Annotated in this window: 16 protein-coding genes; 11 read left to right on the plus strand and 5 right to left on the minus strand. The window is 48.8% G+C overall.

Annotated elements, in window-relative coordinates:
• The first annotated feature begins 29 nt into the window (after positions 1-29).
• The 8 genes from AC2YIT_RS30275 to AC2YIT_RS30310 all read left to right on the plus strand — a co-directional run bounded on the left by AC2YIT_RS30275 (position 30) and on the right by AC2YIT_RS30310 (position 5,675).
• On the plus strand, positions 30-497 hold the full coding sequence (locus AC2YIT_RS30275) for a hypothetical protein (RefSeq protein WP_223408532.1): 468 nt from the start codon (positions 30-32) through the stop codon (positions 495-497).
• Positions 487-804, plus strand: coding sequence for a hypothetical protein (locus AC2YIT_RS30280; protein ID WP_487281669.1), 318 nt, complete (start codon positions 487-489; stop codon positions 802-804). Before AC2YIT_RS30275 ends, AC2YIT_RS30280 begins: the two co-directional genes overlap by 11 nt.
• 36 nt (positions 805-840) lie before the next feature.
• Entirely contained in the window at positions 841-2,709 is a 1,869-nt protein-coding gene (locus AC2YIT_RS30285; protein WP_487281670.1) for a hypothetical protein, read from the plus strand.
• A gap of 189 nt (positions 2,710-2,898) precedes the next feature.
• Positions 2,899-3,276, plus strand: coding sequence for a hypothetical protein (locus AC2YIT_RS30290; RefSeq protein WP_487281671.1), 378 nt, complete (start codon positions 2,899-2,901; stop codon positions 3,274-3,276).
• A gap of 7 nt (positions 3,277-3,283) precedes the next feature.
• Positions 3,284-3,865, plus strand: a complete 582-nt coding sequence (locus tag AC2YIT_RS30295) for a hypothetical protein (RefSeq protein ID WP_487281672.1) — start codon at positions 3,284-3,286, stop codon at positions 3,863-3,865.
• Positions 3,862-4,308, plus strand: coding sequence for a M15 family metallopeptidase (locus AC2YIT_RS30300; protein ID WP_487281673.1), 447 nt, complete (start codon positions 3,862-3,864; stop codon positions 4,306-4,308). The genes AC2YIT_RS30295 and AC2YIT_RS30300 overlap by 4 nt, the downstream gene beginning before the upstream one ends.
• 148 nt (positions 4,309-4,456) lie before the next feature.
• Positions 4,457-4,702, plus strand: a complete 246-nt coding sequence (locus tag AC2YIT_RS30305) for a hypothetical protein (RefSeq protein ID WP_487281674.1) — start codon at positions 4,457-4,459, stop codon at positions 4,700-4,702.
• 112 nt (positions 4,703-4,814) lie between these two features.
• Positions 4,815-5,675, plus strand: coding sequence for a DUF6602 domain-containing protein (locus tag AC2YIT_RS30310; protein ID WP_487281675.1), 861 nt, complete (start codon positions 4,815-4,817; stop codon positions 5,673-5,675).
• Positions 5,676-5,734: 59 nt separating this feature from the next.
• Here AC2YIT_RS30310 and AC2YIT_RS30315 read toward each other — a convergent pair whose 3' ends face one another.
• Positions 5,735-7,117, minus strand: coding sequence for a tyrosine-type recombinase/integrase (locus AC2YIT_RS30315; RefSeq protein ID WP_487281676.1), 1,383 nt, complete (start codon positions 7,115-7,117; stop codon positions 5,735-5,737).
• Between the two features lie 152 nt (positions 7,118-7,269).
• Between AC2YIT_RS30315 and AC2YIT_RS30320 the strand changes: the two genes are divergently transcribed.
• Together AC2YIT_RS30320 and AC2YIT_RS30325 are read left to right on the plus strand one after the other, a co-directional pair.
• The gene (locus tag AC2YIT_RS30320) at positions 7,270-7,623 is read left to right on the plus strand and encodes a YciI family protein (RefSeq protein WP_487281677.1); all 354 of its coding nucleotides are present in this window, start codon (positions 7,270-7,272) and stop codon (positions 7,621-7,623) included.
• Positions 7,613-8,842 (plus strand): RNA polymerase sigma factor, encoded by a 1,230-nt coding sequence (locus AC2YIT_RS30325; RefSeq protein WP_487281678.1) that lies wholly within the window; start codon positions 7,613-7,615, stop codon positions 8,840-8,842. Before AC2YIT_RS30320 ends, AC2YIT_RS30325 begins: the two co-directional genes overlap by 11 nt.
• Before the next feature lie 10 nt (positions 8,843-8,852).
• Here AC2YIT_RS30325 and AC2YIT_RS30330 read toward each other — a convergent pair whose 3' ends face one another.
• Positions 8,853-10,202 (minus strand): WG repeat-containing protein, encoded by a 1,350-nt coding sequence (locus tag AC2YIT_RS30330; protein ID WP_487281679.1) that lies wholly within the window; start codon positions 10,200-10,202, stop codon positions 8,853-8,855.
• 182 nt (positions 10,203-10,384) lie between these two features.
• Between AC2YIT_RS30330 and AC2YIT_RS30335 the strand changes: the two genes are divergently transcribed.
• Positions 10,385-11,548 (plus strand): DUF3095 domain-containing protein, encoded by a 1,164-nt coding sequence (locus AC2YIT_RS30335; protein WP_487281680.1) that lies wholly within the window; start codon positions 10,385-10,387, stop codon positions 11,546-11,548.
• A 3-nt stretch (positions 11,549-11,551) separates the two neighbouring features.
• Here AC2YIT_RS30335 and AC2YIT_RS30340 read toward each other — a convergent pair whose 3' ends face one another.
• The 3 genes from AC2YIT_RS30340 to AC2YIT_RS30350 form a co-directional block, all read right to left on the minus strand.
• Positions 11,552-12,070 carry a cupin domain-containing protein gene (locus AC2YIT_RS30340; RefSeq protein ID WP_487281681.1) on the minus strand — a complete coding sequence of 173 codons (519 nt, stop codon included), beginning with the start codon at positions 12,068-12,070 and terminating at the stop codon, positions 11,552-11,554.
• A gap of 87 nt (positions 12,071-12,157) precedes the next feature.
• Positions 12,158-12,727, minus strand: coding sequence for a Crp/Fnr family transcriptional regulator (locus AC2YIT_RS30345; protein ID WP_487281682.1), 570 nt, complete (start codon positions 12,725-12,727; stop codon positions 12,158-12,160).
• 40 nt (positions 12,728-12,767) lie between these two features.
• Positions 12,768-13,595 (minus strand): thiol-disulfide oxidoreductase DCC family protein, encoded by an 828-nt coding sequence (locus AC2YIT_RS30350; RefSeq protein ID WP_487281683.1) that lies wholly within the window; start codon positions 13,593-13,595, stop codon positions 12,768-12,770.
• Positions 13,596-13,648: the final 53 nt, after the last annotated feature.

The following is a 13,648-nucleotide window of genomic DNA, read 5'->3' on the forward strand; positions in this document are numbered from 1 at the left end:
AATTTTTTCATCAATAAACTAAATCAAAAATGGAGACCAGCTACAAAAGTGCTTTCAGATTCGTGGACGTCGCGCAAATTCTGATCAAAGAATCGGACGAAAAAGACACAAAGTTCATCGCGGCGTTGAATTCAGTAATTGAACAGATCGACGAGCAGCGCGACGGGTATGGTAAAAAGCTATTGAAGATCCAGCGCAAGCACGCCGCCGAGGACAAATTCGGGTGTATTCTTCGTGACGAACGCGGCAACTACCGGTATAAAAAGGACCAGGAAGAGGCTATGGAGGAGAAAATTGAGGAGCTGTTCAATCACGAAACCAGCGTAGAGTTTGAACCTGAGTATGTCGATGAGGAATCGATCCCCGCGAGTGTCCCTAAGCACGTCCGCAAGTGGCTTGTTGGCTTCGTTATCGCACCTGTGGAGGAAGAGCCAACACCTGCTAAAAAGCTTTTGAATTCTTTACCAACAACAAACAATACAACCAATGAAAAATAGCAACATCGCGGCGCTGGTGGAAACAGAAACACCGGCGCCTGCCCCGCAATTCGAGTTCGACTACGCGAGCATCAACTTTTCAATCACGGGCCGGGAGGTGAGCACCGGCCAGCCCAAGGCATTTTCATTCAACGATTCGGCCAGTCTCAATTTTAATGACGAGAACGAGCTGAACAGAACATTGAACGACAAGGGCTTTCTGCTTGAAGTCGTGCCCGCCCTCGTTCGGAGAGCTTTGCAGTCGTACGATTCGGAGAACGAAAAGGCGAAGCAACTGAAACAAGCGCTCGGCGCATTGCTTCAATAGTACAATTTCATTTCATCAGCAACTAAATACCCATTCATGAAAAATCTGCTTTTAGCGGCACTCCTGGCATTTTGCCAGGTTGTTTCCGCGCAATCGATCGATCAGGTTATCGACGGAAAAATCAAGGCGTCTGAGGCCCGGCAAAAAGCCTACACGGATAGCCTATTCAAGATCAAAGGTGACGGCGGAGGAACGCAGAATCCGCCAAACGGATTAAAGCCGTGCCCGCGGGGGCCAAAGCCGGAGGACATTTACAACGTCACCACGACGACCGCAATGGTACTGTGGGACGGTGAGGATGTGCGCGGATGGGATTATTCCATTTACAAAGGATCTACTCGCGTTGCCTTCGCATCGGTTAAACCTACGGGCAACCGGGAGCCGATTACTTATGCAGGTCTGGAACCAGGCGAGTACACATTAAGCATGCAGGGGAATACCTGCAAAAGCGACGTGTACAGCAAAACGTTTGTAGTGCCGAAGCCTACCGGCGATAACGGAAACGGCGGGGATGGTGGTAATAGTGGCCCGCCTCCCACAAGCAAAGGAAAGCGGCAAATCATAATGAACCTGACCGGTTATGGGTTCGATGTTTCACAGCCGACCGGTATTAGTCCTGAATGGCTTGAACGTATCGAGGCATTTTGCAATCTCAGTTATAACGGCAAAAAGTTCCGTGGCATCGATGGTATCCGGGTTAATGTAAAGTGGTACAGTTACCAACCCAATGATAAAACGTTTCGCGACGACAAGATTCTCGACCTAATAAATTATTGCAAATCTCGCGGTTTAAAACTTTCAATTGCACTTATCCCTTGGCGTGTAATTGGCGATGGGATGTTTGAGCGGTCCGAATGGCTGGAACAATTACCGGATCCATTCTGGCAGCCCTCCGAAGAGGAGCCTACACAGGACCTTGTGTGGCACGAAGAGGGAAGATTACGTTCCACCGAGAGAACCTATATGCCGAGCCTGCACAGTAAGGAAGGCCAGAAGAAATTTAAAAATGCCGCGCGGCATCTGGCTGAATTCATGGCACAGTACCCCGATTATGTGGATTACATTTCAACGGCAACAAGCACGGGAGAGGAGTATGAAACCAATATCCAACGCGCCACGAATAACCAGATACTTTTAACCGGCTACGGGCAAGCCGATTTGAACGCATGGCGCGAATATTCGGGAGGTTTGCCCGTTCCGTATCCCGCGCAGAATAACGAAGAGCATTTAGCCTACCTGTTCAACAATTCGGAAGTTGGGAGGAAATGGTACGAGTTCCGCACCAAAGGACTGAAAGACTTTCACGCTGCATTCGTTCGCGGCGTGCGCGAGGGAGGTAAAGGGAAGGTTCGTAGCATGGGGATGTACGCCGGCGTTGGCGCACCAAGCGGGACCTGGACCGGCCTTTACAAACTGAATGAAATTTTCAGTGCGGGTACTTCGGATCAGCCGGATTTGATCTATTCCAGCGAGGGCGACGCGGGAAGCCAGAATAGTAAGTTGATGGCTACCGACTTGAATGCGGCCACGTTTCCTGGGGCCGGCTATGCCATCGAATTTGATCCAAATGACGTATCGGCAGATCAGACGTGGGATACCAGTAAGGATGAAGATCTCAATGGCGATATCCTCTATTTCTGGGGTGCCCCGTTCTTCCGACGTGGCGGTGAGATTATTCACTTTGCAATGGCTTACCCTGCCTCAAAAATAAATGCCCAGCTGGGACCGGCGATTTACCGGATCCGCTCCGAGTTCATTGATTCCGATTCCGGAATGACAGGCATCGCCCAGGGCGAAGGCTTCACGTTTCCGATCACTCGCTACGCAGGTTTGCAGGAATATCGGGAAATCTATTCGGGTCGTGGCGGCGGTATCAACAAGGTTGTAAAAATTACCCTGAAATGAAGCTCAACCATTGGAAGATCATCGCCAGCCTACTGGCGGTGATCCTGGTACTCGCCTGTATTCTCTGGTACCGAGGACTCCGGCAACCCACACCAAACCCGGACGCTCCAAGTTTTGCCGATGCAATCCGGGAGAACCAGCGCCGCGCTGATCAGCACGCCGATTCAGTCAATAAACACAATCCCGACTATGAAAAAAATCTTGAAGGGTATCGCAAAAGTGTCGATCCTGATTCTGTTGAGCGTGACGAGCTGGGCGCAAGGATCGAAGCCGAAGCCAGAGCGGACAGCATTCGAAAGCGCGCTCCTCGATAGTGCGTACCGCTACGAAAAATTGAAACTGGCCTTTATCCCACTGAAAACTGCTTATGAATACCAAGGCAAAGAAAATGAAGAGTTACGAGCAACCGTGCGTCTGCAAAACCTGCAAGCTACGGTGCAGAAACAAAGTTTTGAAGCCGCGATCAGCAAGGCGAAACAAGAAGGTGGATTTTGGAGAGGCTTTAAGTGGGGACTCGGCACCGGATACGCAGCAGGATTATTAACAGGGCTTCGGGCCCGTAAATAGCAATTACATGAAATTATTCGAAAAGTTGGATGTGGTTTCAAGCGTGCTCATGACAGCATGGTTGACCATCAAGGGAATATTTACCAATCCCATCCTTTTGCTGCTTTCCTCCTCGACGGTGGGAGTTATCCAGGTATTCATTTACCGGAAGGATCTGACCGTTAAGCTGGTTGCTGCGGTCGGCATTTGCTTTATTTTAATGACTTTCCTCGGGCTGGTTAAACACTACGCGGCCGGAGAATGGAAGGCCGAAATTTTCTTAAAAAAGACGGTTGAGCAGTTTATAGTTATGGTAGCCGTAATTCTCCTCGGCTATGTCGCGTCGCTTGTTGTAGGCGTGGTTTTTAGCGTCGTCACGCAAGCGGAGCCGGAAGCCGCTCCAATACCGAGTGTATCGCTATACTTCATTTTCGCGGGATACGCGGTAATGATCGCGTACTACTTCGTGAAGTGCTGCGACCTGATCGAACAGATTATTCCTAACCTGGTTCCGAAATGGTTTAGCGCACCCTTCCGGAAGTTCCGGGAGACTGGCAACATGAAAGACATGCTGAGTTTTCAGGATGAGGAAAAGGAGGTGGCGCCATGAAAACACAAGCGCAGCTGATCAAGCAGTTTGGTAACCCAGAGGTTAACCGGCTGCCATTCGAAAATAAATGGATGAAGGTGTGGATCGTGCCCGCCGATATCCGGGAGGCAATACCATGCATGCCTGAAAAAATCTATCTGAACCGCCTCATTGAAGTGCCGCTGAACAAGGCGCTGCGAAAGCTGATTGCGCTCGGCTTGCATACGGAAATCAAGACGTGGGACGGGTGTTTCAACATTCGCAAGAAACGCGGCAGTAGCGGGATATCAGCGCATGCATTCGGGATCGCCGTAGATATCAATGCGGCCACGAACCCGTTCAAAGGAAAAGTAACCTGGTCCGCTCCGTTTTTGAAAGTCTGGCGGGATATCGGTTGGATATGTGGTGCAGACTGGTCCGCAGCCTCGCGAGATGGAATGCACTTTCAATGGGAAGGATTTTGACTTTCGATTTAGTTTACAGGTATTTAATAAAAAAGGGGCTTTATGGGCCCCTGATTTGTTTCCAGCCATTCCTTCATGCCACCTTGCAATAATAGTAAAGTTTTGATATTATTGTAATCAATATTTTGATACTTAAAACTTCATCAACATGGAAAAGGACTTTGGAAAGCATGGCCCTCAGATCGTACAGATTCAACGATTCATGGAGGACTCAACACATTATTGGGAGAACGTCAAAGATTACGACGTGGAAAGCAAACAGTTAACCATGGCAGGGCCAGACGACAAGTTAACAATGGAAGAGGCCCAGGTTTTGATCAGGAAGCTTAACCCTACGGGATTCTCTGCTATTTATCGCGTAATTCATTGGCATTGGCCGGAACAGCGAGCGTAGTATGAAAGCCAGGGTTTACAAATCCTGGCTTTTTATTGGCTGAATGTTGAAGTGTTGTTGGACGAGAAGAAGGAATACGATAATTTGACCCCTACTGAATTTAACCATACCTATGAACCCTATACTACGAAATCTTGCTCTTGAAAACTACATGAACTTTGCTAATTCGTTCGATAACAGTAAAGAAATGTATTGGGATCAGTCAAAAAAACGGCTGCGGCACAGCGGCGAATTCGGGACGCACAGGGAAGAGCTGATAAGAAAATGGTTAACTCTTGTAGTCCCTCAACGGCTGAGTATAGGATCAGGTTTCATTATTGGGCCGAGAGGAGCGGTTAGCACTCAATGCGATATAATTATCTATGATAAAAGCAGAACTCCGCTTCTGCAAAATTCTGAAAACCAGCGATTTTTTCCTGTAGAGACTGTTTGTGGAGTGGGCGAGGTGAAATCTATAATATCCACGCCTTCCCAATTGAATAAGTACCTTAGAAAGTTGGCGGAAGTCAAAAAAATACGAGACGATATCGAGTATCAAACACCGTATTGGAGACATCCATGGGGAGATTTGTTTGATCCGAATACAAATCCCTATGATTCAATATTTACATTCTTGATTTGCAAAAAAGTTGATTTTAAGGTGAAGGGATTCGATTATCAAGATGTATCGAGGAAACACTTTCACAATCTCATATTTAGTATGACTGATGGCATGTGGGCATACATTCCAACGGAGATGTCGACCACAGTTCTCGAAATTCCGTTCCAGGGGCCTTATAATCACAGTCCTTGGTTTCAAAGAATGGAGAAACCCGATTTGGCTTCGGGAGAGAAATTGTCCGAGACGGTAGTTGACTTTATTGCTATGCTCAGCAAAGGTATTTCACTCACAACCTTGCTAAACATCGATATGGTCGATTATATATCAGCCAGAGTGTCGGACGAAGATCCTAAGGCAGTGCATAATAGGTAATAGCTGCGTTACGGCTGTCTTCACAGGCCGGAGCAGTGGGTGTAGTGAAAGGCCAGGATTTACGAATCCTGGCTTTCTTGTTTTTGCGGAATGAGTGCGCTGAGGTACTTCTGAGTCTGATCGAGCTCAAACGACCCAAGATATTTTTGTGTGGTTGCCAAATTACTGTGTCCGAGCTTTTGGGATATAAATGCGAGAGGAGCCTCGGCACGAGCCAATGTTGTCGCGAATGAGTGCCTGGCTTCATAAGTATTGAATTTTGCATTGATGTTGAGGTCTTCCGCAACCTTCAACATTCGCCTATTAACCCGGTTAACCAACCTCGATATTTTCTTCTTTTTGGTAAGCTCATCCATTTCCGTGTCAAGAAACGGGAAAATGAATTCATGATTTTGAGAGACCGGGTTGCCGCGCCTTTCAATGATGTCAATGGCCTCTGGCAGCAGGTGGATCACAACTTTGGTTTCGTTATCCTTCTTTGTTTCCTTGGTTTTTGTTCTCGTGAAACTAATCGTGTTCGATGATCTGTCGAAGTCTCCCCAAGTAAGCCGGGCCAGATCTGCAAAGTTCAGCCCGTTGCAGAGGTAGGAGAACAACCACATGTCGCGCGCAAAATTGCGGCTATCTTGATTGCTTTTGTATTCGATAATTTGGCTGATCGCATCAGAAGGAAGGGCTTTCTTTGTGTTTCGAGCCTTCGGTGCCCTATACTTATCTCTTCCAAACGGCCACGTCTCCTCTGAAATTACGCCTTCTTTGATTCCCCTCTTCATCGTCTTATAGACGCATTTCAGGTAATAATCAATGGTGGTAGGCGAGGCCGGCCGGGAGGTTGATTGTAGCCGATGCTTTGCGCCTTTCAACCTCATGAACTTCTCGTAGTCATTCAGGAATGAAACCGTGATCACCCCAAATGGTATTTTCGGCTTTTGCGTCGAGGTAAGGCTCTTACTTGTGACATATCTTATGAGGCTGGCTTTTGCTGAGGTAAAGATTGAGTGTTGTGAAAATCTTTCCTCCGCCAAGAGCTCGTTCGCAATGAAGTCCATTCCGGCCAGCAATTCGGCTGGAAAAACGGTTGCAGGGGCTGCGGGGGTATTGTATCGATGAGCGAACTCCTCGAAAGTGAAATTCTTCCCGAGATCGGCGATTATTTGCTGCGCGCGGAATAGTTGTGTCTCCCGGCGCTTGTCACTTATATCATCGTGGTACTCCCGATTGTAAACGCGATCCCACAGATTTCTTAGCCGCTCATCTTTGACTTTCCCCGAAAGCTTAAGTTCGTTAGCTTTGAGGAAATCGGCGTCTTTAGTAGGTATCACGAGGCCGGTGCTGAAAAGCTTTTGACGGTCCTGGAAGTATACGGATAGCTTTACCGAGAAATGACCTTCTTTGATTCTGCGGTTGTCGAAGTAAACGGAAACGGAGGGCTTTTTTATCATTGCAACATGGGTTTTGTAACAGTGAAAGTTGCAATGTAAAATTAACATTTGGGCAGAAATTGGTTATAACTGAACAGATACTAAATTTTAAAAACTTTCATTTTTGACCGTATAGGCCTATTTTTTGATACTTAGAAATTCATGAAATCTTTATGGAAGAATATCTGATCCTCATGCGCCTTGATCTCATGACAAAGGGTGCACAGCCTTCTCCCGAGCAAATGCAGGAATACATGAAGCAGTACCATCACTGGATCAGCGGCATTGTGAAGGAAGGGAAATTTGCCGGCGGGAAAGGGCTTTCTACGGAAGGAAAAGTTCTTAAAGCCAATAACGTGGTGACGGATGGTCCGTATGCTGAAACCAAGGAATCGCTCGCAGGCTTTATCGTGATCCGGGCGGAGAGCTTCGATGATGCGGTGAGGCTGGCGGCGCGATGCCCTATCCTGAATGGCGATGGGAATAGCGTGGAGGTGCGGAAAATCGTTTCTGTGCATGAACACTGAACCGCTGATCCCGCATTTGTTCAGAACGGAGTACCGGAAGATTGTTTCGGTGCTTTGCAGGCATTTCGGGTTTCGGGAAATAGAAGTGGCGGAGGACATTGCGAGCGATACATTTCTGGTGGCAACGCAGGCGTGGGGCATCGAGGGGCCGCCGCCGAACCCCGCAGGTTGGCTGTACAATACTGCCAAAAACAAAGCGAAAAATTACCTGCACCGGCATTCGATCTACGAGGACCGGGTATTGCCGAAGGTTAGGGCCGGCCTGGATGAGGATCTGGCGGTAGAGATCGATCTTACGCCCGGGAATATTACAGACAGCCAGTTGCAAATGTTGTTTGCGGTGTGTCACCCGGCGATCTCGGAAGAATCGCAGGTAGGGCTGGCGCTGCGGGTGCTTTGCGGATTTGGCATTCAAGAGATTGCCGACGCGTTTCTTACGACCAAAGAGGTCATTAACAAACGGCTAACCCGAGCTAAGGAGCGGCTTCGGGAGGTCGATATTCGCATAGAGATGCCGGCTGCTGCTGTGATGGACACGCGGCTCGGACCTGTGCTGACCACCCTCTATTTGCTTTTCAATGAAGGATATTATTCGATGAGTCAGGATTATACGCTTCGAAAGGATGTATGCCTGGAAGCGATGCGGCTCTGTACGATGCTGATCGAAAACAATGCTACGAACAAGCCGGAGGTCAATGCGCTGATGGCGATGATGTGCTTTCACGCGTCGCGGCTGGATGCGCGCAGGGGCGCTCCGGGCGAGCTGGTGCTATACGAGGAACAGGATCCCGCATTATGGAATGCCGATTTGATTAGGAACGGATGCGCTTTTCTGAAATCGGCAGCGAGGGGCGATCGGGTTTCGCGGTACCATCTTGAAGCGGGCATTGCATACTGGCATACCCAAAAGAAGGACAGTCCCGAAAAATGGAGCAGCATTGTTTACTACTACGATCAGCTACTGAAACTCAATTATTCTCCCGTAGCTGCGCTTAACCGGGCATTTGCAGTATTCAAATGGAAAGGGAAAACCGAGGCGATCCGCGAAACGGAGGCCCTGGCGCTGAAAGGCAATCATTTTTATTTCGCTTTACTGGGCGAACTCTATAACGGAATCGACCAGCAAAAGGCTTTGGAAAACCTGGAAAATGCATTGCGGCTTGCAAGGACCGCTACCGACCAACAGGCGATCCGCAAGCGGATTATGGCACTTTCCTGAAATGACGTCCCTACTTTTTGTTAGTCATTTTCATCAAACGCTTTTTCAACACCCGCTGATAAAGCAAATTATTCAGCCAGATGAAAATGATTACACCCAGGATGATAAACACCGCATTCAGTTTATAAGAGAAGCCCACGAATTTCTCCTTACCATCGAGTGAAAGTTCAAAGCGGAGCCAGGAGCGCTCGACGGTGGTGGTAACATGGTCGAAAGGAAGGGCTTCGTCGTAAATGATTTTGGTGATAAAACGGCCGGTTGTATCCATATAACCATACTTATCATCTATCCGGATCATCGAGACGCCATGGTTGTAATAGGAAGCAAAATCGTATTTCAGTGGGGTCCGTATCTTGCCCGACTTATCGATATGCCCGAATTTACCGTCAATAGCGACCGCAGAACGGTTTTCGGCGGTAAAACCCGTGGCTTCGTCGTATAAATGCGGGATGCGCAATTTGCCGGTTTTATCGATACAGCCCCATTTCCCATTCTTTTTAACCCAAAATAGGCCGTTGGTAGGTTTGCGGGTATCGGTGTATTCAAACGGGACAATGAGATCGCCGGTGAAGGGGCTAATATAACCGTACTTATCGCCGTATTGCACGCGTTCCATTCCCTGGCCCGAGTATTTGTAGTCAGGATCGATGTCGTCGAGTGCCACAGGGACTTTCAGCATCATATTTTTATCAATGATCCCATATTTGCCTTTGTAAAGGAAATGGTAAATAAATTTTGACGCTTTGATTTCCTTTTCGATGAAGCGGCTGAAATTGAAGTTCAGTATATGAAAATCCGTCGGCCTTTGTACCCACCATAAAACATCCTCTTTTGTGTCATGATTGCAGAGGAAATCGATATCGGAATCCTTGATCAGGTAGTCTTTGGTATAATGGTGAATAGGGATTTTGTAGATTTCATTTCCTTTGAGATCAATGTAGGAAAGTCCGTAATGTTTGCCGGATGGATATATAACCCAGGTTTTACCGTCGCGGAAGCGATCGGTGGAAGTGTATTTGGGTTCAATGACAATTTTCCCGCGTTTGTCGATAAAGCCGTGCAGGCCGTGTCCTTCCGGCCCCAGTTCCATCGGTACGAACTCGGCGAGGCCCTCGGCAAAGTCGCCGATGTCGCGGTAGGCGGGTGAGAGCTTACGGCCGCTTTTGTCGGTGATGAATGTCTCATACGACCGGCAGGGGATGCTCACCTTCTTCACGACATACACATCGTCGTATTCACGGTATTCATTGTATTCTTTCAGCCATGTTTTGTTGCCGACGGGCGTTGTCTGAGCCGCGGCCCAGGCCGATTGCAGCAGAAGAAACAGGCATGTAAGATGATAAAAAGTCGGTCGAAGCATTCAAAAAACGCAGGTTTCAGGTTAGTCGCGGCCACTACGCAGAACTATCTGCAAGTCGAGGAACGTGGCAGGCATTCAATTTTAACCTGCAAAAAACAAAAACTTGACAGGATTATCGATTTCCACAGGGGTAATTATTTGAGAAAATAGGTTTAAATTAACCTCGAATTTATTCAGAAATCATGTCGCTGGCCCGGAACGAACAGTTTTATTCGCGTTTGCCTGCCAACCATATTTCGTTGGGCGAACTGCTAACGGAAGAGCACCTTTTTTACAATGTGCCCGAGTCGTGGCATGTGGTGATTACCGACATCCGGAATTCGACCGGTGCCGTCGCGGGCGGAGTGCATGAGACGGTCAACCTGATTGCGACGGGCAGTATCGTGAGCGTACTGAATATCGCATTCAAGGCGGGCATTACCGTACCATTCTTTTTTGGCGGCGACGGGGCCACTTTCATCATGCCGCCTGCGATTGCCGACGCGGCCATGCGTGCGCTGGCTGTTTTCAGGAAAAATACCATGGAAAATTTTGCGCTCGATCTTCGCATCGGTATCGTCGCGGTGAGCGAAATTTATGCTAACGGATACGAGCTGAGACTTAGTAAATTGAGGGTGTCCGGCGCATTTTCGATTCCCGTCATACTGGGCGACGGACTGTATTATGCCGAAAAACTCATTAAAAGCGAGCATTACCGATTCGAGTACGAGCCCAAACCGGATGACGAGCTCGACTTGCGCGGCATGCAGTGCCGGTGGGACAAGATCGGTCCACCGGAAATGGACCAGGAAGTGGTGACGCTCCTCGTGACTGCCCCGGCCGGGAAAAAACAGGCGGAATTGTTCGCGAAGGTAATGGAGCATATCGACGGCATTTATGGGCCTTTTCCGAGTCGGCGGCCTATTTCTGTTGCGAGGCTGATTTGGCGGACGACTTTCAAAAAGATGGAAATGGAGATGCGGGTCAGGGAAGGGAGCACAAGCATGCTCGGCCTGGCGGCGTCCTGGATCGCCTGGCTCTTTGGTTACGTATACTTCCGGACGTCATATGGTAGAAGTTATCTCAACAGCCTGGTCGAAATGTCGGACACATTGGTCATCGACGGGAAGATCAACACGGTCATTACCGGCACACCAGCGCAGCGTGAACGGCTTCAAGCCGCCCTTGACGCCATGGAAGCAGCGCGGGAGATTCAATACGGATTGCATGTGAGCGGCGAATCCGTAATGTCGTGCTACGTCCATGACCTCAAAGACGGCCATATTCATTTCATCGACGGCGCAGAGGGCGGTTATACCAAAGCGGCGGGGATGCTGAAACAGAAGTTGCGGAATGCGGAAGCTTAGCGGCTACTGCGGAGGGCCCACCGGTAGCATATTCTGTACGTCCACCGGGAAGCTGTCATATTTCTGGTACAATTGCAGGTATTTCGCCGGGTCGATCACCGGCTCGGTCAATATAGATTTCAACCCGCGGAAAAAGCCTTCCCGCTGCTGGCCGGGGTTGAATATGAGGTTAATCACCACGTCTTCGTCGGATTGATTGGAAAACCCGTGCGCGGTCATACGCGGGACGTACACCACAGCGCCCTCGCGTGCGCGGATGGGACCATCGGCCAGTTCGACTGTGAGCGTGCCTTTGCGGACGATGAATGTCTCGTCCATAAAACGGTGATAATGCAGTCGTGCGCCGATCGTGGCCGGGGCCAGTTTGATTTCGTAGACGCCCAACTGGTCATTTGAAATGTCGCTGGTGACCTTTAACGTGACGCTGTTGCCGCCCATGGCCAGCACTTCGCCTTCGCCCGGTGCGAAGAGGACGGCTTTATTTTCAAGGGTGTCTGTCAGGAAATCGGTTTCATTTTTCATAGCATTTGTCATTGTTTTGGTTTGAACAGGACAAATGTCGGGCTCCCGTCGGCCGAAAACATTTACAAATGTTGAGACTTCGGAAAATTAATTTTCCGCACGGATGCGGCTGAGCTGGGTAGGGGTAATGCCGAGGTACGATGCGATTTCGTGCTGTTTGAGGCGCGGTTCGAGATTGGGATACTCTTTCAGGAAATTGGCATAACGTGTTTTGGCATTGTCGTACCGGAAGGAGATTTCCAGCGGTTCCTTTTCGATGATCCAATGGAGCTCCATATACCGGATATAGAATGCGGCCAGGTCGTGATGCTTCTCGGTAAGGGATTTGAAATCGTAGAAGTTATATTCCAAGGTCTCCGTAGGTTCAAGCGCCCTGATCGCGAAAATGCTCGGAGAATGCGTGAGCATGGCAGGTAGGGAGCCTGCAAAATGGTTTTCGGGGAAAAACTTCTTGACCACCATATCCCCGTCCGGCGACGCATAGTATTGTGAAAGGAGCCCTTTTACCACAAATCCGACGTTTTTAGGCGTTTGCCCTTCTTTCAAAAAGTAATCGCCCTTCGCATAGCAATGCGGCTTGACGAGCTTCGCCAGATCTTCCATTGCTTCTTCCGAAAGCTTGCCATAAGTATCAAATTTCGCGCGGAGCTGCTGCATTTGTTTTGGTAATAATGAGGAAATAAGGTTGCGATAGTATTCAGGTAAGCAGGTTTATTAAAACTATGACAATAATTACACGGTACAAAATCCAAGTTATGGTCGGCAAGTAACCTATTCCAAGCAGCCTGGACCGCCGCACGTGCTCCCGGATCATCAGTGCAATGATGATTAAACCGCTAATTCCGGCGATTTGCCAGCTAAGATTGAGGAGCATACAGGTAAGCGTCGTCAAAAAAAAGACTAATGACCCTGCAAGAGAGATCGTTGCGAGATTCCCGAGATAATCCCATATTTTGCTTTTTTTGCCGAGCATTAACATGAGACATTGGACCAAAATGTGCCCGGCACAGATTGCAAACTCCCCAACGAACATTTCGCTGGTCACAGTGCCGCCCAGTAACGAGGGGTAGGTAGCCATCACCAGTGACGTAACAACCCACCCTAATGTTATCCACGCGATGCGATACTTCGCATTAAACGACGGCTGGTACCCAAATTTATTTTTAGATGCCGCTGCCGGGATGATCACGCGGCGGTTGTAGGAAATGAATGCGTAGGCTTGCGAGGCAATCCATAAAAACGGTTTCCAGCGGAATAATGGCGCGAGGAGCGGGATAGCATTTCCGCAGACTTTCAGCAGACTTTCGATGCCGTAGGTAACTTCTCCGGTGGCCTGATTGACGAGCGCTATTTCGTTGACGGCGCGTTGCCAATCGAGATTGGGGCAGGCCGCGCCTGCATATTCCTGATAAGCCTCGCGACCGTGGGCGTCCAGCAGGCCGTTGCGCACAAATGCGCCCGTGTACAGATCGCACATCGGGCATTCGGCGTCGTACAAAATGGTGTAGTTATGCAGTGTTTTCATTTGTATAGTATATTTCGAATTTTCAGAAAAAATTGAAAGTTTAGTCTAAAAAA

The sequence above is a fragment of the Dyadobacter sp. SRI_021 genome, assembly GCF_057586235.1.

Coding starts and splice junctions, on each gene's coding strand:
- AC2YIT_RS30275 (WP_223408532.1), top strand. CDS start 30: ATGGAGACCAGCTACAAAAGTGCTTTCAGATTCGTGGACGTCGCGCAA.
- AC2YIT_RS30280 (WP_487281669.1), top strand. CDS start 487: ATGAAAAATAGCAACATCGCGGCGCTGGTGGAAACAGAAACACCGGCG.
- AC2YIT_RS30285 (WP_487281670.1), top strand. CDS start 841: ATGAAAAATCTGCTTTTAGCGGCACTCCTGGCATTTTGCCAGGTTGTT.
- AC2YIT_RS30290 (WP_487281671.1), top strand. CDS start 2,899: ATGAAAAAAATCTTGAAGGGTATCGCAAAAGTGTCGATCCTGATTCTG.
- AC2YIT_RS30295 (WP_487281672.1), top strand. CDS start 3,284: ATGAAATTATTCGAAAAGTTGGATGTGGTTTCAAGCGTGCTCATGACA.
- AC2YIT_RS30300 (WP_487281673.1), top strand. CDS start 3,862: ATGAAAACACAAGCGCAGCTGATCAAGCAGTTTGGTAACCCAGAGGTT.
- AC2YIT_RS30305 (WP_487281674.1), top strand. CDS start 4,457: ATGGAAAAGGACTTTGGAAAGCATGGCCCTCAGATCGTACAGATTCAA.
- AC2YIT_RS30310 (WP_487281675.1), top strand. CDS start 4,815: ATGAACCCTATACTACGAAATCTTGCTCTTGAAAACTACATGAACTTT.
- AC2YIT_RS30315 (WP_487281676.1), bottom strand. CDS start 7,117: ATGATAAAAAAGCCCTCCGTTTCCGTTTACTTCGACAACCGCAGAATC.
- AC2YIT_RS30320 (WP_487281677.1), top strand. CDS start 7,270: ATGGAAGAATATCTGATCCTCATGCGCCTTGATCTCATGACAAAGGGT.
- AC2YIT_RS30325 (WP_487281678.1), top strand. CDS start 7,613: ATGAACACTGAACCGCTGATCCCGCATTTGTTCAGAACGGAGTACCGG.
- AC2YIT_RS30330 (WP_487281679.1), bottom strand. CDS start 10,202: ATGCTTCGACCGACTTTTTATCATCTTACATGCCTGTTTCTTCTGCTG.
- AC2YIT_RS30335 (WP_487281680.1), top strand. CDS start 10,385: ATGTCGCTGGCCCGGAACGAACAGTTTTATTCGCGTTTGCCTGCCAAC.
- AC2YIT_RS30340 (WP_487281681.1), bottom strand. CDS start 12,070: ATGAAAAATGAAACCGATTTCCTGACAGACACCCTTGAAAATAAAGCC.
- AC2YIT_RS30345 (WP_487281682.1), bottom strand. CDS start 12,727: ATGCAGCAGCTCCGCGCGAAATTTGATACTTATGGCAAGCTTTCGGAA.
- AC2YIT_RS30350 (WP_487281683.1), bottom strand. CDS start 13,595: ATGAAAACACTGCATAACTACACCATTTTGTACGACGCCGAATGCCCG.